This is a genomic window from Actibacterium sp. MT2.3-13A, from assembly GCF_018139985.1.
Taxonomy (GTDB): domain Bacteria; phylum Pseudomonadota; class Alphaproteobacteria; order Rhodobacterales; family Rhodobacteraceae; genus JAGSOU01.
The window spans coordinates 32498-53149 of sequence record NZ_JAGSOU010000018.1 but is presented as its reverse complement, the minus strand read 5'-3'; the positions used below and the strand labels follow the sequence as shown (position 1 = coordinate 53149).

Below are 20652 nucleotides of genomic sequence, written 5' to 3'. Positions count from 1 at the left end.
GCATGACGGCTTGGTCCTGGCCCTGAAATCGGGCAACTTCGGCGCCGAGGACTTCTTTGAAAAGGCCGCAAAACGGCTCGCGGAGGATCAGGAATGAGCAGCAGCGACACCCGCCTGCGCGAGGATATCTGTTTCTGGGCGGCCTCGATGTTCGAGCGCGGCCTGACCGGGGGCGCCTCGGGCAACATCTCGGCCCGGACCGAGGACGGTGGGCTGCTGGTCACGCCCACCGGGTCGAGCTTCGGCCGGCTCGACCCCGCGCGGCTGAGCCGGTTCGACGCGCAGGGCCGCCACGTCGGCGGCGACAAGCCGACCAAGGAAATGCCGCTGCACAGCGCCTTTTATGAAACGCGGCGCAGCGCGGGCGCGGTGGTGCATCTGCACTCGACCCATGCCGTCGCCCTGTCCATGCTGCCCGACACGGACCCCGAGAACATGCTGCCGCCGCTGACCGCCTATTCCATCATGCGGCTGGGCAAGGTTCAGCTGCTGCCCTATTTCCGCCCCGGCGATCCGGCCATGGGCGACGCGGTGCGCGGGTTGGCGGGCAAGCGCTCGGCGGTGGTGCTGGCCAATCACGGGCCGGTGGTGGCGGCCAAGGACATGGAGGCCGCGGTCTTTGCCATGGAAGAGCTGGAGGAGACCTCGAAACTGGCGCTTCTTATGCGCGGCAGCCGGGCGATCGCGCTGACACCCGAGCAGATCACCGATGTGGTCACAACCTTCGACGTGGAGTGGGACTGATGCAATTTTCCGCTAATCTGGGCTTTCTGTTCACCGAGCACCCCCTGCCCGAGGCCATACGCGCCGCGAAGCGCGCGGGCTTCGACGCGGTGGAGTGCCATTTCCCCTATGCCGTGCCCGCCGGTGAGGTGAAGGCGGCGCTGGAGGAGACCGGCCTGCCCATGCTGGGGCTGAACACCGTGCCCGGCGACGTGGCGGGGGGCGATTTCGGTCTGGCCGCCCTGCCCGGCCGCACGGCCGAGGCCCGTGCCGCGATCGAGCAGGCGGTGGCCTATGCCGCAGCGATCGGCGCGGCCAATGTCCATGTCATGGCCGGCAAGACCGATGGCGGCCCGGCGGCCGAAGAGACCTTCCGCGACAACCTGCGCTTCGCCTGCGAGCGCGCCGGCGCCCACGGCATCGGCATCCTGATCGAGCCGATCAACCACCGCGACGTGCCCGGCTATCACCTGTCGCGCGTCGAACATGCCGCCGAGATCATCGCGGATCTGGGCCAACCCAGCCTGCGCCTGATGTTCGACTGCTATCACACCCAGATCATGCAGGGCGACCTGACCCGCCGGATCGAGGCGCATCTGCCGCTGATCGGCCATATCCAGATCGCCGCCGTCCCCGACCGGGGCGAGCCCGATGCCGGCGAGGTGAACTATCCCGACCTGCTGAAATCCGTCGCCGCGATGGGCTATGACCGCCCCATCGGCGCCGAATACAAGCCGCGCGGCGGGGACACCGGAAAGGGGCTGGTCTGGCTGGCGCCGTTCAGGGCCATCGGGGCCTGAGCCGCCGGCCTCAGCGCGGCACGACCGAGGCCGAGTCCGACAGCGCGCGGACCCCGCCCTCGGCCAGCACATAGTCATTCTCGATCCGCACGCCCGCGCGCAGCCCGGGGCCGTAGAGCCCCGGCTCCAGCGTGAACACGTCGCCGATCTGGAAACGGTCGTTCCAATGCGGGTTGATGCGCGGAGTCTCGACCGGGCTCAGGCCGATGCCGTGGCCGAGATGGCTCTTGAACGTATACCCGCGGTAGCCGTCGAGGAAACGGCCGACCTCGTCATAGACGGCCCGGCACGACGCCCCCGGCGCGATCATCGACAGCGCCAGCGCATGCGCCTCGACCACCCGACGCGCGGCATCGAGCTGCGCGTCGCTCCAGTCCCCGCCGACCGGATAGGTGCGGCACAGGTCCGAGTGGTAGCCGCGCAGCATCACGCCGGTGTCAATCGGGATCAGGTCGCCGGCCCGCAGCGGCGCGGTGCGCGGCGTGCCGCCGCCCGCGCCGCCGCGAAAATCGTTGCCAAGCTCGCCGATGGCCTCTCCCGCCGCCGACACGGCCGCCGCCTGGTAGGCCGCGAAGAGGTCGATCTCGCGGGTGCCCTCGACCAGCAGCGGCTCGATCGCGGCATAGGCGGCCTCCCCCGCGGCGGCGGCGGCGGCGATCAGCGCCAGTTCGTCGGGATCCTTGGCGCGCTGGCGGCGCGCGATCCCGGGCCGCATGTCGAACGGCTCCACCCGGCCCGACAGCGCCAGCGGCAGGTCGCCGTCGCAGCCAAGCCGGCAGCCCGCCGGGATGAGGGCGAGCAGCGGCGCCAGCGCCAGGTCGGACATCCCGGGCCGCAGCGAGGCCATGTAGGCCGCCTCGAAAGACCGCTCGTCATCCGCGAAAACCGCCCCCTCGTCGCCGGCGCGGCGGCTGATCACCGACGGCCCGTCCGCGAGGATCAGCGCCGCCGCCAGGAAAATCTCGCGCGCGCGGTAGTTGAACAGCCGGGTGAGCTGCCCGCGGTCGCGCACCAGCAGCGCCGCGCAGCCCGACGCGCGCAACTCCTCGCGCAGCGCCTGCTGCCGGGCGCGGCAGAAGGGTTCCTCCAGATTGTATCGTCCTTCGGTTTCGCCGCTCACACTGTCCACACCCCTGCGTGTCCGCTCTGCCCCGGCGCCGCCCAGGACTAGGACAAGATGTGCCATGAATGACAGGCCGGGGAAAGCCGGGACGCGGCCCGGCCGCGCATCTCCGCGCGAATTCGAATCAATCCCCCACCGAAACCGGCGGGCGGTTATCGCGCAACTTGACCTGAATCAATTACAGTAAGCCCGCCGGGGTCCACGATCTCCCCCATTGTTACCTGGAGGCCACAATAACCTAAGAACCGACGACCGACGGGCCCATTTGGGAGGAGAAAACCATGGACCGGAACCTCAATTCGACTGCCCCCCTGCCCACGGAGGACGACGCGCCGGCATCGCAATCGCGGCGCGGGTTCCTGCAGATCGCCGCGCTGACGGGGGCCGTTCTCTCGACCTCGGGACGGCGCGCCTTCGCCGACGGCGACATCGGATTCCACGCGAAGGATCTGCCTGACGAGAAACTCGTGGACATGTACCGCACCATCCTGAGGATCCGCTGGCATGAGCGGACCCAGGCCGACCAGATGCTCGCCAACCCGGATTACCGCGGCTACAACCACTTCTACGCCGGGCAGGAGGCCGTGGCGACGGGGGTGTGCGCGGCGCTCAGGAACGACGGGCCGTTCGAGCAGATCGACCTCGTCTATTCGACGCACCGCCCCTCGGGCCATGCCATCGCCAAGGGCGTGGACATCCCCAAGATGGTCGCCGAGGACGACTTCCGGGCGACCGGGCTGAACGGCGGCTACGCGGCCGAGATGCACCTGTCCGACCCCTCGGTCGGCTTCATCGGCGCCGACGGGATGATCGGGCCGGGCCATGTGACGGCGACCGGCTCGGCCTTTGCCTTCCGGGCACGCGGCTCGGATCAGGTTTCGGTCGTGTTCGGCGGCGACGGCACCTATGCCACGCCGCAGTTCCACTCGGCGCTGAACAACGCCAAGCTTCTGGACCTGCCCTTCATCTATGTGCTGGAGAACAACCTTTATCACCAGTACGCGCACTACACCTATTCCTGCCCGCACAAGGACATTGCCGATGCCGCCACGGCCTACGGCATCCCGGCGCGCGTGGTGGACGGCCAGGACGTGTTCCAGGTCTACAACGCGATGAAGGAAGCCGTGGACCGCGCCCGCGCCGGCGGCGGCCCGACCTTCATAGAGGCCAAGACCTACCGCTACTACAACCACTGGGGTGCGCCCGGCGCCAAGGAGGGGGAACTCGGCGCCTTCGGCTACGACCCGCTGGCGATCACCTCGTTCCGGCCCGAGCGCGAGGTGCGCGCCTGGATGCAGCGCGATCCGGTCGACATCTGCCGCGACACGCTGGTCGACTGGGGGGTGCTGGACGAAGCCCGCGCCGCCGCGATCGAGGAGGAGGTCAAGGCCGAGATCGCCGCAGCCTTCGAATGGGGGCTGTCGCAACCGCTCTGCAATCCCGAGGACGCGCTGAAACACGTCTTCGCCGAGGGCACCGTGGCCGCACGGCAGTTCGGCTGAACCCGGGGACCGTTTTGAAAGGATAGACCGATGGCACAGAAAAGCTGGATGTACGCGGTCCTTGAGGCCGTACAATACGAAATGCGCGAGGATCCCAACATGATCTGGATCTTCGAGCTCACCCCGCCGGTGGCCTCCAACCCCGGCCTGCCGGTGATCAACCTGGAGACTGAGTTCGGGCGCAAGCGCGTCTGCAACACCGGCATCGACGAATACTGGATGGCGGCGACCGTGCTGGGCGCGGGCCTCGCCGGTTCGAAGGCGGCGACCTACATTCCCTATCAGGGCGCGCTGATGCCGTTCGAACTGATCCAGAACTATGCCGGCAAGATGCGGCACATGACCGGCGGCAAGGCCTCGATGCCGGTGGTCTGGATCATCGAGATGACCGGCCAGACGCCAGGCTTCGCCGGCCAGCATTCCTGCTACGAGGAGGACAGCTATTACATGCACATCCCCGGGGTGCGCACGGTGATCCCCTCGACCCCCTATGACGCCAAGGGCATGATGCATGCCGCGCTGCGCTCGCCCGACCCGGTGGTTTATCTCTACCCGGCCGGGCTGCGCACGCTGGTCGAGGAGGTGCCGGACGAACCCTACGAGGTGCCGCTGGACAAGGCGGCGGTGCGCCAGGAAGGCAGCGACCTCACCATCGTCAGCTCCGGCGCGGGCATGCCCGAGGTGCTGAAAGCGGCCGAGACGCTGACCGCCGAGGGGATGAGCGTCGAGGTGATCGACCTGCGCGCGCTCAAGGAGATGGACACCGAGACGCTGGTGAATTCGGTCGCCAAGACAAAGCGCCTGCTGACCGTGGACCAGTCCTATTACACGCTGTGTCCAGGCGCCGAGGTGATCGCCCGCGTGGCGACCAATGTCGAGGGCGCGAAATACAAGCGCGTCGCCTTCCCCGACGCCCCGCCGCCCGCCTCGCCGGAGATGTTCCTGTGGATGCGCCCCAACGCCGAGCATGTGATCGGAGCCGCCCGTGACCTTGTCTGAACGCGATCTTGAACAGCAGGAGCCGGTGACGGCTCCTGCTCCCGCGCCGTCCGCCGCCTGCACCAGCTGTTCGGGCGGCACGCTGGCCGCCGAGACCGTCAAGGCCGCCTTCTGGGAGGGCGAGCGTCTGGTCGTCGTCGATGGCATCCCCGCGCTGGTCTGCCGGACCTGCGGCGAGAAATACTACGAGGACGAGACGGCGATGAGGCTCGACCTCATGCGCGGCGCGGGTTTCGCGCCGGAAAAGGCGGTGCAGAGCATGACCGTCCCGGTCTTCCGTTTCGACGCGTCCGCGGGCGGCAAGGCGGGCGGATAGGAAAGATGCGACACCCGACGCGTGTTCTGCCGGTTCTCGGCCTCGCCGCGCTGACGCTGGCGCTGTCGGCTTGGGCACAGGAGGATCAATATGCCTTCATGCCCTCGGGTGGCCGGGCGCTGCTGCTGCTCCTGATCGGTGCGGAGGACGGCGCCGCGCTGGCCGAGATCGCCGCCCGCGACCAGGGCGCGGAGGAATGGCGCGACTGGGCCGCGTCGCGCGAGGCCGGGCTGGACGAGACCGCGCTGGCCACCTTCGCCGGCTATGCCGATCTGAACCTGCCGCTGCCCGCGGAGATCCTGTCGAAGCTGGCCGAAACAGGCGACGCCGCGCTGCTGCCGCCGGATGGCAAGGACCTGGCGATCGCGCAATGCCAGTTCTGCCATTCGCTGTTCTCCGGCTACCTGATGCATGACCGCGACGAGGTCGGCTGGAAGGGCACGTTCAAGTCGCCCTTCCATTCGGAAATCCCGATGAGCGAGGTCGAACGCGACACCTTCGCCCATTATTCGGCCCTCAACATGCCGCTCCGGTTCGAGGATGTCCCGCCCGAGCTGCGGTTCTGACGCCCTGTCCGGGACGCCAAGGAAAGGTGAAACGATGACACGGATCCCGTTGTTGCCCGCAACCCTGAGCGCGCTGCTCTGGCTGACCCTGCCCGGCGTGGCGGCGGCGCAGGAGGATGACGTCTTCAACTTCATCCCCGAGGGCGGCCGCAGCCTGCTGGAAACCCTGCGCGAGTCCGGTCTGCCCACCGGCCTGGAAGCCGCGATCGCCGAGGGCGCGGGCGCAGGCGACCCGGCCACCTGGCGCGGGCGGCTCGATGCGGCGCAGGCCGAGGCGCCGGCGCTGGCCGATCTCGACAACTGGCAACTGGACACGCTGGCGCATTACCTGGCGGCCAACGCGCCCCTCGATCCGGCCGGCGACCTGCCCCGCGACGGGCGCGACATGGCGCTGCAGATGTGCCAGTCCTGCCACATCATCACCGTGGTCATCACCCAGGAGCGCACCCGCGAGGCCTGGCTGGGCACGATGCACAAGCCCAGCCACATCGAGATCGCGATGACCGAAGCCGAGCGCGAGGCGCTGGCGGATTACCTGGTGCTCAACGCCGGGATCCCCATCGACCTGGTGCCGCCCGCCCTGCGCGCGGGGGGCGCGTCCTATTGAGGGCTGCCGAACCCTAGGCCGGGAGATGGCCCATGCTGTTCAATTCGCTCGCCTTTCTCGTCTTCCTGCCGCTGGCGGCGCTCCTTTTCTGGGGGCTTCCCGCGCGGTTCCGGCTGCCGTGGATGCTGCTGGCCAGCCTCGTCTTCTACGGCAGTTTCGGGGTCGCGAACCTCGCCTATCTCGGGGTCGTGGCGGCGATCGCGCTGGCGGCGGGACGCTATCTTCTGGCGCCCGGGGCCGCGCACCGGACGGCGGTGTTCTGGGGCGGCGTGGCGGCCATCCTCGGGCTGCTGGCCGCGCTGAAATACTATGATCCGGTGGCCGAGGCGGTTGCGTGGCTGCCCCCGCTGGGGCTGAGTTCGCCGGCCGGCTTCTCCTTCTACGCCTTCACCGCGATCGCGCTTCTGGCCGACCGCCATCGCAGCCCCGAGGCCTCCGCCGGCGGCGTGCTGCAGGATCTCGTCTTCCTGGCGTGGTTCCCCAAGATCCTCGCCGGCCCGATCGAGCGCATCGGCACCTTCGCGGGCGAGCTGGGCAAGCGGCCCGCGATCAGCCCGCCGGTGCTGACGCTGGCGCTTCAGCTGATCCTGTGGGGGCTGGTGAAGAAGGTGGTGATCGCCGACAACCTCGCCCCCTTCGTCGACCGGACCTATGCGATCCCCGACTATGCCGTGCCGATGGAGCTGATCCTGGCCAGCTATTTCTTCGCCCTCCAGATCTATTGCGACTTTTCCGGCTACACCGATATCGCGCGCGGCGCGTCGCTGCTGTTCGGCGTCAAGCTGTCGGAGAATTTCCGCCGCTCCTATTTCGCCCATTCGATCAGCGAGTTCTGGGCGCGGCGCTGGCATGTGTCGCTGGCCGACTGGTTCCGCGATTACGTCTACTACCCCTTCAGCAGCGGCCACGGCGCGCTGCGGATGTATATCGGCCTCATGCTGGTGTTCGTGGCCAGCGGCATCTGGCACGCGGGCCTGGGCTACGGCATCGGCTGGGGGTTTCTGGCCTGGGGCGCCCTGAACGGCGTCTATCTGTGGGTGGAGCGCGCGCTGAGCCCGCTGCGCCGCAGGCTCCGCGGACGCCTGCGCGGCACCGCGCTGGGCCGGGTCCATACCGTCGCCGTGACCCTGCTCGTGTTTCACCTGATCGTGGTCAGCTGGGTGTTTTTCCGCGCCGGGAACCTGTCCGACGCCGGCACGGTGCTGTCGCGGATCTGGGCGGCGCTGCCGGAGCTGCCGGGCCTGATCGGACGCTACCCCTTCACCGCCGAACATGCCTTCCTCGGGGCGCTCATCCTGGCCCTTCTGGCGATCGAGCTGGTGCTGGAGCAAAAGCAGCTTACCCGCCGCCTCGCCCGCGCGCCGCGGGCACTGCGCTGGGCGGCCTGGTATGGCTGCCTCTTTGCGCTGATCCTGCTCGGCCGCTGGCAGGCCGAAGCCTTCGTCTACATGCAGTTCTGAGAGGCCCACCATGCAACCGGCCCCCCGCGCCGCCCCGACACCGAGACCGAGACCGCAGGCCAGGACCTTCGCGGCCTTCGCCGGCTTCCTGGGACTCTTTCTCGCGCTTTACGCCGCAGCCTTCGCGGTGGCGGAGCGCACGGTGGCCCGCGACGGCGCCGAGACCGCGTTTCAACGGCTGCTGGCCGCGCGCGGGGAGCAGGCGGACTGGGTGGTGCTCGGCGCCTCGCACGCGCTGCCGCTCAGCTTCGGAGACGTGCCCGGGCGGTTGCAGGCCGACACCGGCCAGTCGATGACGGTGCTGGCCGAGATCGGCGCCGGCCCGCTCTACAACCGGTTCGTGTTCGAACAGGCGCTCATCGATCTGGAGGTGCAGAACCTGCTCTACGCCGTCGATTCCTTCGGTTTCGGCGGCGAGGCGTGGAACGAGGCGCGGGTCGGCGACCGAAAGCTTCTGCGCCAGACGCCGCTGCGCCTGTCCACCGCGGGCAGCCTCGGCGCGCTGGTTCTGGAGGGGCACGCCAGCCCGCTGAGCCTTCTCGACTACCTCACCGGCTTTTCCAAACTCAACCCGGTGGAGCGCTTTCCGCAGGAGGGCTGGCGCGGGGCGGCGGATTTCGACCGCAGTTTCCGGCCCTCGCGCCACGCCGTCTCGGCCCGGATCGCCTATCTCTACCCCGAGGGCGCGCCCGCCCCGGCGACGGTCGAACGTTACCTCGAAATCCTGACGGATCTGTTCGACCGCGCTGAGCGCGCGGGCGTGAAGGTCGTCGTCGTCAAGCTGCCCCTGACCGAGGCGTTCCGGTCGCAGCTGCCAAGGGAGGCGGCCTTCGACCGGATGCTCGCCGAGCGGCTGTCCGCGCGCGGAATCCCGTTCCACGATCTCAGCGCGGCGGTCGAGGACCCGAGCCTCTATTTCGACACCGACCACCTGAACCGCCAGGGGGTCGAGGCGCTCTACCGCGATCACCTGCGCGCCATCCTGGCGCCGCGGTGACACGCGCCGGGCGGCCCACGGGCGTCTTGCGGAACACGGGCAGGCCCGGGCGCAGCCGGGCGTAGCCGCACGCCCCGGCCGGCAGGCTTTCATGTGCGCCGAGGACAAGGAAACCGCCGTCGCGCAACGCGGCGTCGAGGCCCGAGAACGCCGCTTGCTGCACGGCCGGATCGAAATAGGTGAAGGCCGCGTTGCGGCACAGGATGAGGTCGAAGGGGCCCGCCGGAACCCCCTCGCGCAGGTCCCCCCTTTCGAACCGGACGCCCCGGCGATAGCCATCGCGCAGGCAGTATTGGCCATCGGTTCGGGAAAATCCGCGCTCCCGCAGAGCGCCCGGCATGTCCCGCAGCGAACTGGCCGCGTAGCAGGCCAGATCGGCGCGCCGCAGCATCCCCTCGTCGATGTCGAGCGCGACAATCCGCAACCTCACCCCGGGATGGCGGGCCTGCAGACCGAGCCGCCAGATCAGGTTGATGGTGTAGGGCTCCTCGCCCGAGGCGCAGCCGGCAGACAGCACCCACACCACCCCGTCGCCCCGCCGGCGCGCGGCCGCGGCGCAGGCCGGCAACACCAGGGCGGCAAGCGCATCGTGGACCCCCCGGTCGCGGTAGAAGCGTGAGATCGGGATGCGGCAGATGCGGTCAAGCTCCGACCATTCCGACGGATCGCGTTCCAGCCGCGCGCGATAGGCCGCGACATCGGCCAGACCGAGCGCCTCCAGCCGCCGGACAAGCCGCTTGCGGACGGTTCCGCGGACCTTGCGAAACCCCGTCCAGCGCAGGCCCAGCCGCGGCAGGCACCATTTCAGGAAATCGGTGAACTCCTCCTGCCCGATGCCCGCGCGCGCCATCAGCCCTCCCCCGGCCCCGGGTCGCGCAGCGGCCAGCGGTTGAACCGGATCCTGCCCGACAGGATCTCCGGCCAGAGTTGGCCGATCCGCGACAGGTGATCGGCCAGGATGTCCCCCGCCCGGCGGCGCACCTCTGGCGGCAGCCCCCCGCCGCGCACGCGCAGCCGGACATGCGCCACCTGCGGGTCGTTCAGCCGCCGGCCGATCTGGCTGACGAGGCTGCACTGCGCGGCCTCGACCTCGGCGATCTCCTCGACCAGCGCGGCGGCCGTCAGACCGGCCACGAGATTATAGAGCTTGCCGACATGGGTGATCGGGTTCTTGCCGGCCGCGGATTCGATGGTCATCGGCCGGCCCGGCGTGATCAGTCCGTTCATCCGGTTCCCACGCCCGGCCTCGCCGTCATCCCCGGCCTCGGCGGAGGTTCCGGTGACGGTAAGAAAGACGCTTTCGGCGGCAAGATCGTCGGCGGCGTTGACACGCACCGAAACCGCGCCGTCGAAGGCGCGCCGCGCGACCTCGCCCGCGATATCGGCCACGCGCCGCCTTTTCGCGGCGTAGTCCCGGATGTCGGCCACATGGGCCCCGATGAAGGCGCAGCTCAGCGTCAGGTCGATCCTGTCGCCGCGCCGCACGCCCATGACCTTGATGTCCTCGCCGATCTCGGGGTGGGCGGATTTCGCCGCCGGCGCGTTCAGATGCCCCTCGACCTCCAGAACGACGCGCTCCAGCGCGCTCAGCGGCGCGTAACCCACCCCGACCGAGCTGTCGTTCGCCAGCATCGCGCCGCTCTCATGCTGGCGCAGGAACAGCGCGGCCAGGTCGGCCGACCCCGGCCTGACCAGCGCGTGGAAACGCGCGTGCCTGTCGGCATCGAGGCCATGCATGTTCCGGCGCAGCCAGTCGCGCGCGCTTTCGACAAACAGTTCCGCGACCGGCACCGTGACCCCGCCGAAGGTGCTGGTGGCGCGGCCGGCGACGAAGACCTCGAAGGGACGCGCCACTTCGCCGCCGCCGAAACACGGGCGCGCGGCCCCGCCCCACAGCAGCGCCTTGTCGACATTGTGGTGCAGGACATGGCCGAATCTGTCCTCGTAGAACCGGCAGAGCGCGAGGCTGAACTCCTCGGCCAGCGCGTCGCAGATGCTGTCGGGATGTCCGAGGCCCTTGCGCTCCGCAATCTCGACGTCGATGGCGCCGGCGTCGGGCGCATCCAGGGGGCCGATTGTCAGATCCATTCCGTCTCGCCGCCCGTTTCTCGCGCGTCGCCTGCCGGGCACGACCCGCGGCGCGGCATCCGCCCGCCGGGTTGCGCGCCACGCCCGAGCCGGTCAGGCGCGGCTTTGCGGCCCGGGGAGGTCGTTCCAGTCAAGCCCAAGCTCCTCGACCACCCGTTTCACCTCTCTGGGGTCGAGGTCCTGCGTCGTCCCCATGACATGCAACTCGGTCCGTCGCCCGCCGAGGCGGACGATCACATCGGCGAAGCCATGCCCCTTCTTGCCGCCGCGCTCTGTCTGTTCGAAAACGCAGCCGCGTTCCGCCAGCCATTTCCTGAAAGTGTCGCTACGCAATGTCTTCACCCATGAAATATGTCGGATCCAGATATCTCGGCCGCGCCGCCGCCTCGGAATTCCGGCGGGGCGATCCCGATCGAACAATCGCCTTGCCCGGGGATTATACGCCGATTGCGGCCGGACTGCATAGCCCCGCGCCCGGTGGCCGCGCGGTGCCGGCCGGTCGGGACGGCCGGGCCAGCGCTAGCGACCTGGCGCGCGCACCCGGCCGATCAGCAGCAGCCCGACCAGGAAGAAGCCCAGAATGGCCGCCATGCCCGCGCGGGCGCTGTCGAAGGCGTCGGTCGCCACGGCGACGGCCAGCGGTCCGGCAAAGGCGGTGGCCCGGCCGGACAGCGCGTAGAGCCCGAACATCTCGGCCTCCATCCCCTTCGGCGACAGCCGCGCCATCATCGCCCGGCTGGCCGCCTGCCCGCCGCCGACGAACACGCCCAGGCCCGGCCCGATGGTCCAGACCACGGCGGGCGAACGGGTCGCGGCCAGCGCGCCGCCCACCGCCAGCAGCCCCAGCAACGCGAGCGTGATCGTGGCTTTCGACCCGATGCGATCGTCCAGCCAGCCAAAGCCCGCCGCGCCGATCCCTGCCGCGAGGTTGAGGCCGATGGCGAACAGGATGACCTGCTCCATCGTCATGCCGAAGACTCCGGCCGCGAAGATGCCCCCAAAGGCGAAGAGCGTCACGATACCGTTGGAATAGAACAGATAGGCGGCCAGGAACCGCGCGATGTCGGCATATCGCCCGATCCCGCGCAGCGTCGCCGCAAGGCTGGCCACGCCTTCGCGCAGCGCCCGGCGCAGCGGCATCCCGCTGGCCGTCCCGTCCGGGGTGAGCAGCAGCAGCGGCAGCGCGAAGACCGCATACCACGCCGCCACCATGACGGCGGTGGCCCGGACATGCCCGGCCGCGCCGCGGTCGAGAAACGCCAGCGGCGCGCCCTCGCGCACGAAGCCCAGCAGCGCCACGCCCAGCGACGCGATGGCGCCCGCGAACCCCAGCGCCAGCCCCCGGCCCGAGACCCGCCCGAGAAAGGCGCGCGGCACGAGGCCCGGCAGCATCGCGTTGTAGAAGACGAAGGCCAGCTCTGCGCAGACCGCGGCGCAGACGAACAGCGCCAGCGCGAGCGGCACATCGCCCACCGTCGGCCGCACCAGCCACAGCGCAGCGGTGAACAGCACGCATAGCGCGGTGAAGCCGCCGAGCCAGGGCTTGCGCCGCCCGATCTTGTCGGCGGCCGCGCCCAGCACCGGGCTCGCCGCCGCCATGAGCGCGGCCGCGATGCTGGAGGCATGACCCCACAGCACCGTGCCTTCGGTCGGCGTGGGGGCGACGGCGGTGATGAAATAGGGCGCGAAGACGAAGGTGGTGATCAGCGTGCCGAAGGCGGAATTCGCCCAGTCGTAGAGGCACCAGGCGAGGACGCCCCGGTCGAACACCCGCGCCATCAGAAACGCGGCTCCTCGCGCGCGATGTCGGGCTCGCCGCAGCGCTCGAGGATGCGCGCGCGGGCGGCGTTCTTCAGCGCCAGCGCCGCCTCGAAATCCGCGCCCCGGGGCGCGATCGGTCGGCCGATATGCACGCTGAGCGGGACGCGGTGCGGGAACCAGCGGTGATCGTGGCGCAGCGCCGAGCGGCAGCCGCGGATCGTCACCGGAACAACGGGCACGCCGGCCTCGGCGGCGGTCACGAAGGCGCCCATTCGGAATTCCATCAGCCCGGGCATCCGCATGATCGTGGCCTCGGGGTAGAACACCACAGGCCGTCCGGCACGGGCCGCCGCGATCACGCCGCGCATGTGCTCAAGCGCCGTCTCGGTCTCGAACTGCTCGACGAAAAGCGTGCCGAGCGCGCGCAGGATCGGCCCGCGGAAACGCATCTCCCGGAAACCGATGAAGGCCACGAAGGCCAGGTTGCCCGGCAGCGCCGCGATCAGCGCCGCGCTGTCGAGATAGCTGGTATGGTTGGCGACATAGACGACGTCGCGGTCGGGCGGCGGCGCCTCGGCGGTGATCTCCAGCCGGTAGCCCTGCAGGAACAGCGCCAGGCGCACCGCCCCGCGCATCACCGCCCAGCGCAGGCTCAGCCCCGGCAGGACCTGGACCAGCGGCCAGAGCAGGCCGCCCAGGGTCGCGGTGACGGCCCACCAGTAATTGGCATAGGCCCGCGCCCGCGCGGCGGCGGCGAAGCGGGCCAGCCAGCCCCGCGCGCCCGCCAGCGCGAAGCGCGCGATCTGCCACCAGCGCGGCCGGCGCGTGCCGGCCGGGCGCCCGGCAAGGTAGTTCTCGCGCGCCTGGAACCGCCGCAGCTTGCCGCTGGAGGTCTTGGGGATCGCATGGCGCGGCACGATGACGACCTCGTCCACCGCCTCGCCCAGCACGCGGGCCGAGCAGGCCCGCGCCGCGCCCGCCAGCCGCGCCCGGACGCGGGGGTCGATGCTGCGGCTCTCGGCCAGCACCACCAGACGCTCGGTGCCTGCGGCCGGGTCGGGCACGCCGAACAGGATCACCGCCCCCGCGATGATGCCGTCGATGCGTCCGATGGCCTCTTCGGCCGGCGCGGGATGGATCAGCCGCCCGGCGCGGATGATCACGTCCTTGGTGCGGCCGGTGATGAATATCTCGCCCTTCGCGACATAGGCCAGATCGCCGCTTTCCAGCCAGTCGCCGTCGAACAGGGCGGCGGTCTTTTCGGGGTTGCCGAAATAGCCGCGCGTGGCCGACGGGCCGCGGAACTGGAGCCGCCCCTGCCGGCGTTCGGGCAGCTCATGTCCTGCGGCATCGACGATCCGCACCTCGTGGCCCAGCAGCGGCCGGCCACAGGCGACGATCTCGGTCGCCTCCGCGGCGCCGGCGCCGACCGGCACGGCGCGGCCGCTGGCGGCCAGCGCCTCGCGGTCGATGCGGTCGATCCAGGGCGGATGGCCGGGCGCGGCGAAGGACAGCCCGGTGACGGATTCGGCCAGTCCATAGCAGGGGCGCATCGCCTCGGGGCGGAAGCCGTGCGGCGCGAAACGGTCGGTGAAGGCGCGCAGCGTCGCGGGCGAGACCGGCTCGGCGGCATTGGCGGCGAAACGCCACGAGCCGAGGTCGAGCCCCTCCAGCGCCTCCTCCTCGATCTTGCCGGCGCAGATCGCGTAGGCGAAGTTCGGGGCGGCCGAGACCGTGCCGCGGTTGCGGTGGATGGTCCACAGCCAGCGCTCAGGACGGGCGAGGAACTGCAGCGGGCTCATGATGACGGTCGGCGCGGCGAAATAGAGGCAGGACAGCCACGCCCCGATCAGCCCCATGTCGTGATAGAGCGGCAGCCAGCTGACGTATACGTCGTTCGGCGTGGCGCCGATCGCCCGCCCCATCGCGCGGATATTGGCCAGCAGGTTGTCGTGGGACAGAATGACCCCCTTGGGATCGCCGGTGCTGCCGGAGGTGTATTGCAGCAGGCAGATGTCGCCGCCCGCAGTCCCGCGCGGCAGCCTTTCGGCGCCACCCGCGCTCAGTTCCTCGACCGTGGCGACGGCCCGCAACGTCGGCACCGCCGCGCGCAGCAGCCCGGCGAAGGCGCGCCCTTCCGGCACCGTGAGCAGCAGCGCCGCGCGGCAATTGCCCAGAATCCTGGCGCTGCTTCTCAGCGATTGTTCGATCTGATCGGGCCGCGCGGGCGGATAGATCGGCACCGGAATTCCGCCGGCCATCAGCGCCCCCATGAAGGCATGGAAGAAATCCGGACCCGTGGGCAGCATGATCGCCACGCTTTCGCCGGGCTCCAGCCCCCGGGCGCGCAACCCGCCCGCCAGCGCGCGCGCGCCCTCGGCCAGCGCGGCATAGGTGATTGGCGCGTCTTCCGCATCGCCGTCGGAGGGGATGATATGCGGCCGGTCCGGGTGATGCTCGGCGTGCCAGTCCAGGACCGCGGTCAGGCTGTCGATGCCCTCGGGGACGGGCCGGATCCGGTCCGCGGCCACGGCCGGCGGCGCCGCGCCGGCGGCGGGGCGGCGCGGCACGCGCGCCTCGGCCCGGCCCAGCGCCGCGAGGATGTCGCGCGGCGTGCGCGCGCCGGCCCGCAGCGCGTCAGGCAGGCGGACGTCGAACTGCCGTTCGAGGCGGGCCATCAACTCGGCCCGGCCGAGGCTGTCGAAGCCGAAGCGCGCATCGAGATCGGCGTCGAGCCCGAGACGGTCGATCTCGTCGTTGTCGGGGTGCAGGTCGCGGCCAAGCTTGCGCACCTCGCGCATCAGCTCCGCGGCGAGATCGGCGCCGGGCCCGCCGCCCGCCGCCCCATCCCTGTCGCCCTGTGACCGTCGGTTGTGCATGTCTGATCACCCGCGCCCGGCGAAACTGCCGTCTCGGCGTTCCCGGCGGCCGGTCGCACGGACATGTCAGCTTAGCCCCAACCGGCCTTTGCGTCGAGAGGCGCGTCGGGCGCCGGCCGCCCGGCCGCCCCCTGTTCCGGCCCTCCTATTGGACCTCAGGTGGCTGCAGGCACTGGTAATAGGCGAACCGCGTCAGCCCTGCATCGCCGCAGCGGCGGTATTCCTCAAGCTCGCTGAGATAGCTGTAGTTGATATAGGGGTTCACCAGGAACCGCCCCTCATGCTCGCGGAAATTGCCGAAGCGGTCGATCTCGCCCTCCAGATCGGGATGCTTGGCCAGAATGGCGTCGCGCAGCGCGTCGCCCTGCAGGAAATTATCCGGCAGCTGGTCGAACGGGCCGTCGAAATAATTGTTATTCTCGACATTTCCGGCGTAGACGCCGATCAGGATCTTCCGGTCGAGATAGCGATCCTGGTAGAAGGAAAATCCCGTCCGCATGCCGATCAGGATCGACGGATCGCCGTCGCTGTAGGACAGCAGTTCCTCCGCCTTGGGCGCGGTCTCGTTCAGCACGAACATGAAGCGCGCGTCGGCGCGGTGGAACATCAGGTAGAATTGCAGGCCGGATTCGTCGAAGACGGGGCCAAGGTATTCCTCCCCCTCCCCGATCAGCGCCTCGGGCGGCCGGACCCCGCGCAGGTCGTTGAGGGCGAACAGCGCGCTCTTGCCCGCATAGCTCACCTTGTAGAGCAGTTCCTCCACCTTCTCGACCTCCACCCCGTCGTCGGCTGACAGCGGCCGGTAGCGGGTCAGAAGATCGGCGTTCCAATCCTCCATCTGGTTGAAATAGGCGAAATGCAGGATCCCCTCGTCGCGATCCTTGACGTCTAGGCGCATGTTGCCGGCATAGGTCAGCCCGTCATGGCCGAAGGTGAAATAGAAATAGTTCTCGGTCGGGTAGACGCGGACCCGGTCGGGCAGCGACGCGAAGACATGGCCGAAGACCGCCATCACGTCGTCGATGGCGAAGCCGGGCGCGGCGCTGACCGACTCGACGTAATCCTGGTTGCACAGCACGCCGTTCGTGCACCCCGCCGCGGCCGCCCCCCCCGGCGAGAGCAGCAGCAGGGCGGCGACGGCCAGAGCCTTGGATTTTCGTGATGGATACATGGCGGGGCAATCTCCATTCTCGGGATCGGGGTGAGACCGGAACAGGGCCGGCGTCGGCGTCCTGGATCGCCGGGCCTGACCTGTGGGCGCGCGGCACGCTCTGTCAGTCACTGTCATCGCGCAGCCGCGTGGTCATCGTGTTGTGCTGCAAGGACCGATAGGTTTCGTGGAAGGTCGAAAGCTCCGGCCGGTGGACATAGCGCTGCCGGGAGTTGTCGGGGTTGTGCTGCGCCGACTGGTGCCTGCGATGGAAGGAAGAGAGCGCCTGAGCGTGCACCTGACGCTGGCGCGTCGTCGCCGGGTCATGCTGCGCCGACTGGTGCGTCCGATGGAAGGTGGACAGCGCCGGCTGGTGCACCTGACGCTGCCGCGTCGTCGCCGGGTCGTGCTGCGCCGAGAGATGCGTCCGGTGGAAGGTGGACAGCGCCGGCCGGTGCACCTGTCGCTGCCGCGTCGTCGCCGGGTCATGCTGCGCCGACTGGTGCGTCCGATGGAAGGCGGACAGCGCCGGCTGGTGCACCTGACGCTGCCGCGTCGTCGCCGGGTCGTGCTGCGCCGAGAGATGCGTCCGGTGGAAGGCGGACAGCGCCGGCCGGTGCACCTGCCACTGCCGCGTCGTCGCCGGGTCATGCTGCGCCGAGCGATGCGTCCGGTGGAAGGCGGACAGCGCCGGCTGGTGCACCTGCCACTGCCGCGTCGTCGCCGGGTCATGCTGCGCCGAGCGATGCGTCCGGTGGAAGGTGGACAGCACCGGCCGGTGCACCTGCCACTGCCGCGTCGTCGCCGGGTCATGCTGCGCCGAGCGATGCGTCCGGTGGAACACCGACACGGCGCTCCTGTGGATCGGCCATTCCCGGCTCGTCGCCGGATTATGCTGGGCAGAGCGGCGCGTGCGGTGGAAGACGGAGAGGCCGGTGCGATGGCTCGGCCATTCCCATGTGGTCCGCGAATTGTGCCGCGAGGAGCGGTAGGTCCGGTGGAAATCCGTCAGCCGCGGGTTGTGGTAGGGCAGGCGCAGGCTGGTCAGCACGTTGTGCAGCCCCGACCCCAGCGTCCGGTGGAAGATCGAAAGCGCCGTGCGGTGGCTCGGCCAGGCCAGCGACGACAACGGATCGTGCAGCGAGGATTCCCAAGTCCGGTGGAAGATCGAGCGCCCCGTGCGGTGATAGGGGATCGGCCGGGTGGTCACCCCGTCATGCATCGACGAGCGATAGCGCAGATGGAAGGACGAGACCGTCGGATCGTGCAGATCGACCGGGCCGCTGGTGCGCGGGTCGTGCATCGCCGAGACGAAGCGGCGGTGGAACGCCGACAGCTGCACCCAATGCGCCGGCGGCGGCGGGATATCGATATCCGCGTAGACGCAGGCCCGGTTGTTGGTCGCGACCCGGTCGCCGCCGCGCGCCCCGCCCGGCCCGAACAGCGCGACCAGCAGATCGTCCGAGACCTCTCCGGTCTGCGGCAGGCCGAAGACGCTCTCTGCCGCGCGCAGGGCCGCGGCGGTGTTCGGCCCCATGACGCCATCGGCCGGCCCCGGATCGAAGCCGCGCGCCGCCAGCTCCATCTGGACGACGCGCAGCGGATCGCGCCCGCCGCGGCCCAGCCAGTCGATCGCGGCACAGTTGCGGACCCGTGTCGTGGCGATGCCGCGCGGCGCCAGGAAGTCGAGGTCCAGCGCCACCTGCTCGCCCGGCGCCAGCGCCGCGTCCGGGTCGTAGCATGTGACGTGGGAGCCTGCCTCCGCGCAGCGCCACGGGCCGAGGTTTCCGGGCCGGAACAGCATCCCGCCGCCGATGTCGTCGGACAGCGCGACAGGCCCCTCGTAGGGGAGCGGCCCGGCATTGCGCAGGGTGATCCGGAACCGGCAGAGCTCATTCGGGGCGCAGTCGGAAAGCAGGCTCTTGGCGACGGCGAGATCCGGCAGCGCCAGGGGCACGGCCGGCGCCGGCCGGCCGCGATGGATCTCGATATCGCCGACATGACCGGCCGAAAGCGGCCCCGCCCCGTCGCCGAGCCCGATGATATAGGACGCCCGCACCCCGTCGGGCGGGGTCGCCGGGCCCGGCGCCGGATAGGGATAGAAGGCCTCGGGCGGCGACAGCGCCGCCACCGCCGTCAGCGGCGTGCCCTGAACGCCGGTGGCCGGGCGCGGGTCGGTGCCCGCCCCGCCCCGTCCCGGGCAGGGCGACAGGGCCGAGCACAGCGCATCGCCCGTCATCCAGACCTGTGCCTGCGGCGCGCCGGCGTCGCGCCGGCCGGCGCCGGTATAGCCATATCCCAGCGCGACGCCGCCGGCGGCGGCCGCGCGCAGATGCGGCGGATCGAGGTCGGCGCGTTCGTCATAGCCCACGTCGAAGCGCCCCTGCGCCTCCCAGGTTCCGTCCTCGCCGCGGGCGAACAGCAGCACCCGCGCCCCGCGCGGCGTCACCGCCACGTCGTCGCCGGGCAGCGCGACCCCGCCGAGGCCGCCCCGCTCGGCCACGACCATCACGCCGCCCTCCGAAAAGGCGATGTCGGTCACGGGGTGGCTAGCGCCCTGCGCCGCCATCTCCTGTTGCGTCAGGAAGAACGGCGGCATCTCGATCTCGCGGCGCACGCTGTCCAGGGCAAAGCCGCCGGCCTCGTCCAGCCCGACCGACCAGATCGTGTTGCCCGCGTCCTCGCTCATCTCGTCCCAGTCCGGATTGTCGAAGCCCTGCGCGCCCCAGACCGCGTAGTAAAGGCGCACGGCCCCGGTCTCGGCATCCTCCTGCACGCCCAGCCCGTAGACCCGGCGGCGGAAGTCGGCGATGTTCCAGCAGGCCGGATCGGCCCCGAACCGCGCCGCCGCCTGCGCGGCCGGACCCGCGCCGCAATCGTCGATCCGCGGCGCGCTGGCCGGATCGAAGGGCACGACATCGCTGAAGCGATATTGCGCCGTCGCGCTGTCGAGGTAATAGCTCCGCCCCTCCACGCCGTGGTCGTAGGTGTCGAGAACCGCACCGCTGCCCGCGTCGATGCGGTAGATCATGCCGTTCTCGAGATCCGACACGAAGAGCTGGCCGTTCGCCCCGTCATAGGCGATGTTGCCCAGGCCCGCGCCGCCGTTGGGACGCCCGTCCAGCGTCAGATTTGCGAAAACCTCGGGCCGGTAGCCGTTGTCGGCGCGCAGCCGGTAGACGGTCCCGGGCCCGCCGCCCCTGCCCCACATACCCTGCATCCAGCCGCTGTTGTCCGGCCGGCGGAACAGCCCGAAGGCGGCGCTGGCGCCGAGGTAGATATTGGCGGGGTCCGCGCCATCGACGGCGATGCCGAAGACCTGCCCGGCGTCGCGGGCCAGAACGCCCAAACGCTCCGGCACGCCGTCCCAGCGGCTGCCGTCGGCCCGGTAACCGGGGCTTGCCAGATCGAGAACCCGCGCGACCTTGCCGCCGGGATCGAGGACGGGCGCGCCCGTGGCCGCGTCGACCATGGTGCCGGAGAAGCTGGTCACCACTGCCGCCCCGTCGGGCAGGTCGCCCTGCTGCGCCCCGGCCGGGCCGGTCATGAGCAGCGCCAGTGCCGCCGCAGGCGACGCCGCCCGCAGGCGTCGGGAAAGCAGACAGGCGAAACGGAACCGGAGCGTCCGCGCGGGTTGAAAGGCATCCACGGCGGCAATCCTTTCGATCAAGGCATAAACCA

Annotated in this window: 17 protein-coding genes; 9 read left to right on the top strand and 8 right to left on the bottom strand. The window is 70.3% G+C overall.

Going from position 1 to position 20652, the window contains the following annotated elements; all coding sequences use genetic code 11:
• Window positions 1-93: 93 nt before the first annotated feature.
• Both otnC and KCI33_RS14840 read left to right on the top strand, forming a co-directional pair.
• Complete coding sequence (gene otnC / locus KCI33_RS14845) at window positions 94-744, top strand: 3-oxo-tetronate 4-phosphate decarboxylase (RefSeq protein WP_212525589.1); 651 nt, start codon at window positions 94-96, stop codon at window positions 742-744.
• On the top strand, window positions 744-1523 hold the full coding sequence (locus tag KCI33_RS14840) for a TIM barrel protein (protein ID WP_212525588.1): 780 nt from the start codon (window positions 744-746) through the stop codon (window positions 1521-1523). The genes otnC and KCI33_RS14840 overlap by 1 nt, the downstream gene beginning before the upstream one ends.
• A 10-nt stretch (window positions 1524-1533) precedes the next feature.
• Here the strand turns inward: KCI33_RS14840 and KCI33_RS18105 are convergent, their stop codons facing one another.
• The gene (locus tag KCI33_RS18105; protein WP_212525587.1) at window positions 1534-2643 is read right to left on the bottom strand and encodes a M24 family metallopeptidase; all 1110 of its coding nucleotides are present in this window, start codon (window positions 2641-2643) and stop codon (window positions 1534-1536) included.
• A gap of 284 nt (window positions 2644-2927) precedes the next feature.
• Between KCI33_RS18105 and KCI33_RS14830 the strand changes: the two genes are divergently transcribed.
• Genes KCI33_RS14830 through KCI33_RS14800 form a run of 7 tightly spaced genes read left to right on the top strand, consistent with a single transcriptional unit; the run spans window position 2928 to window position 9093 of the window.
• Window positions 2928-4148, top strand: a complete 1221-nt coding sequence (locus KCI33_RS14830) for a thiamine pyrophosphate-dependent dehydrogenase E1 component subunit alpha (protein WP_212525586.1) — start codon at window positions 2928-2930, stop codon at window positions 4146-4148.
• A gap of 30 nt (window positions 4149-4178) precedes the next feature.
• Window positions 4179-5147 (top strand): transketolase C-terminal domain-containing protein, encoded by a 969-nt coding sequence (locus KCI33_RS14825; protein WP_212525585.1) that lies wholly within the window; start codon window positions 4179-4181, stop codon window positions 5145-5147.
• Entirely contained in the window at window positions 5134-5463 is a 330-nt protein-coding gene (locus KCI33_RS14820; protein WP_212525584.1) for a type II toxin-antitoxin system MqsA family antitoxin, read from the top strand. Before KCI33_RS14825 ends, KCI33_RS14820 begins: the two co-directional genes overlap by 14 nt.
• Window positions 5464-5468: 5 nt before the next feature.
• Window positions 5469-6029, top strand: coding sequence for a hypothetical protein (locus KCI33_RS14815; RefSeq protein WP_212525583.1), 561 nt, complete (start codon window positions 5469-5471; stop codon window positions 6027-6029).
• A 34-nt stretch (window positions 6030-6063) separates the two neighbouring features.
• Entirely contained in the window at window positions 6064-6636 is a 573-nt protein-coding gene (locus KCI33_RS14810) for a hypothetical protein (RefSeq protein WP_212525582.1), read from the top strand.
• 32 nt (window positions 6637-6668) lie between these two features.
• A complete protein-coding gene (locus tag KCI33_RS14805; RefSeq protein WP_212525581.1) occupies window positions 6669-8096 on the top strand; it encodes an MBOAT family O-acyltransferase in 1428 nt (475 codons plus the stop codon).
• 10 nt (window positions 8097-8106) lie between these two features.
• Window positions 8107-9093, top strand: a complete 987-nt coding sequence (locus KCI33_RS14800) for a hypothetical protein (protein ID WP_212525579.1) — start codon at window positions 8107-8109, stop codon at window positions 9091-9093.
• Here KCI33_RS14800 and KCI33_RS14795 read toward each other — a convergent pair.
• From KCI33_RS14795 to KCI33_RS14765, 7 genes are all read right to left on the bottom strand, one after another.
• Complete coding sequence (locus tag KCI33_RS14795) at window positions 8981-9943, bottom strand: CheR family methyltransferase (protein ID WP_212525578.1); 963 nt, start codon at window positions 9941-9943, stop codon at window positions 8981-8983. The genes KCI33_RS14800 and KCI33_RS14795 overlap by 113 nt on opposite strands.
• Window positions 9943-11181: a methionine adenosyltransferase gene (locus tag KCI33_RS14790; protein WP_212525576.1), complete on the bottom strand. Its 1239-nt coding sequence runs from the start codon at window positions 11179-11181 to the stop codon at window positions 9943-9945. The genes KCI33_RS14795 and KCI33_RS14790 overlap by 1 nt, the downstream gene beginning before the upstream one ends.
• A gap of 93 nt (window positions 11182-11274) precedes the next feature.
• Window positions 11275-11514, bottom strand: coding sequence for a hypothetical protein (locus tag KCI33_RS14785; protein WP_212525575.1), 240 nt, complete (start codon window positions 11512-11514; stop codon window positions 11275-11277).
• 186 nt (window positions 11515-11700) lie between these two features.
• The gene (locus tag KCI33_RS14780; protein WP_212525574.1) at window positions 11701-12960 is read right to left on the bottom strand and encodes an MFS transporter; all 1260 of its coding nucleotides are present in this window, start codon (window positions 12958-12960) and stop codon (window positions 11701-11703) included.
• Window positions 12960-15821, bottom strand: coding sequence for an AMP-binding protein (locus KCI33_RS14775; RefSeq protein WP_212525573.1), 2862 nt, complete (start codon window positions 15819-15821; stop codon window positions 12960-12962). Before KCI33_RS14775 ends, KCI33_RS14780 begins: the two co-directional genes overlap by 1 nt.
• Before the next feature lie 145 nt (window positions 15822-15966).
• Window positions 15967-16992 (bottom strand): hypothetical protein, encoded by a 1026-nt coding sequence (locus KCI33_RS14770; protein ID WP_212525572.1) that lies wholly within the window; start codon window positions 16990-16992, stop codon window positions 15967-15969.
• A gap of 103 nt (window positions 16993-17095) precedes the next feature.
• Entirely contained in the window at window positions 17096-20518 is a 3423-nt protein-coding gene (locus tag KCI33_RS14765) for a peptidoglycan-binding domain-containing protein (protein ID WP_212525571.1), read from the bottom strand.
• Window positions 20519-20652 lie beyond the last annotated feature (134 nt).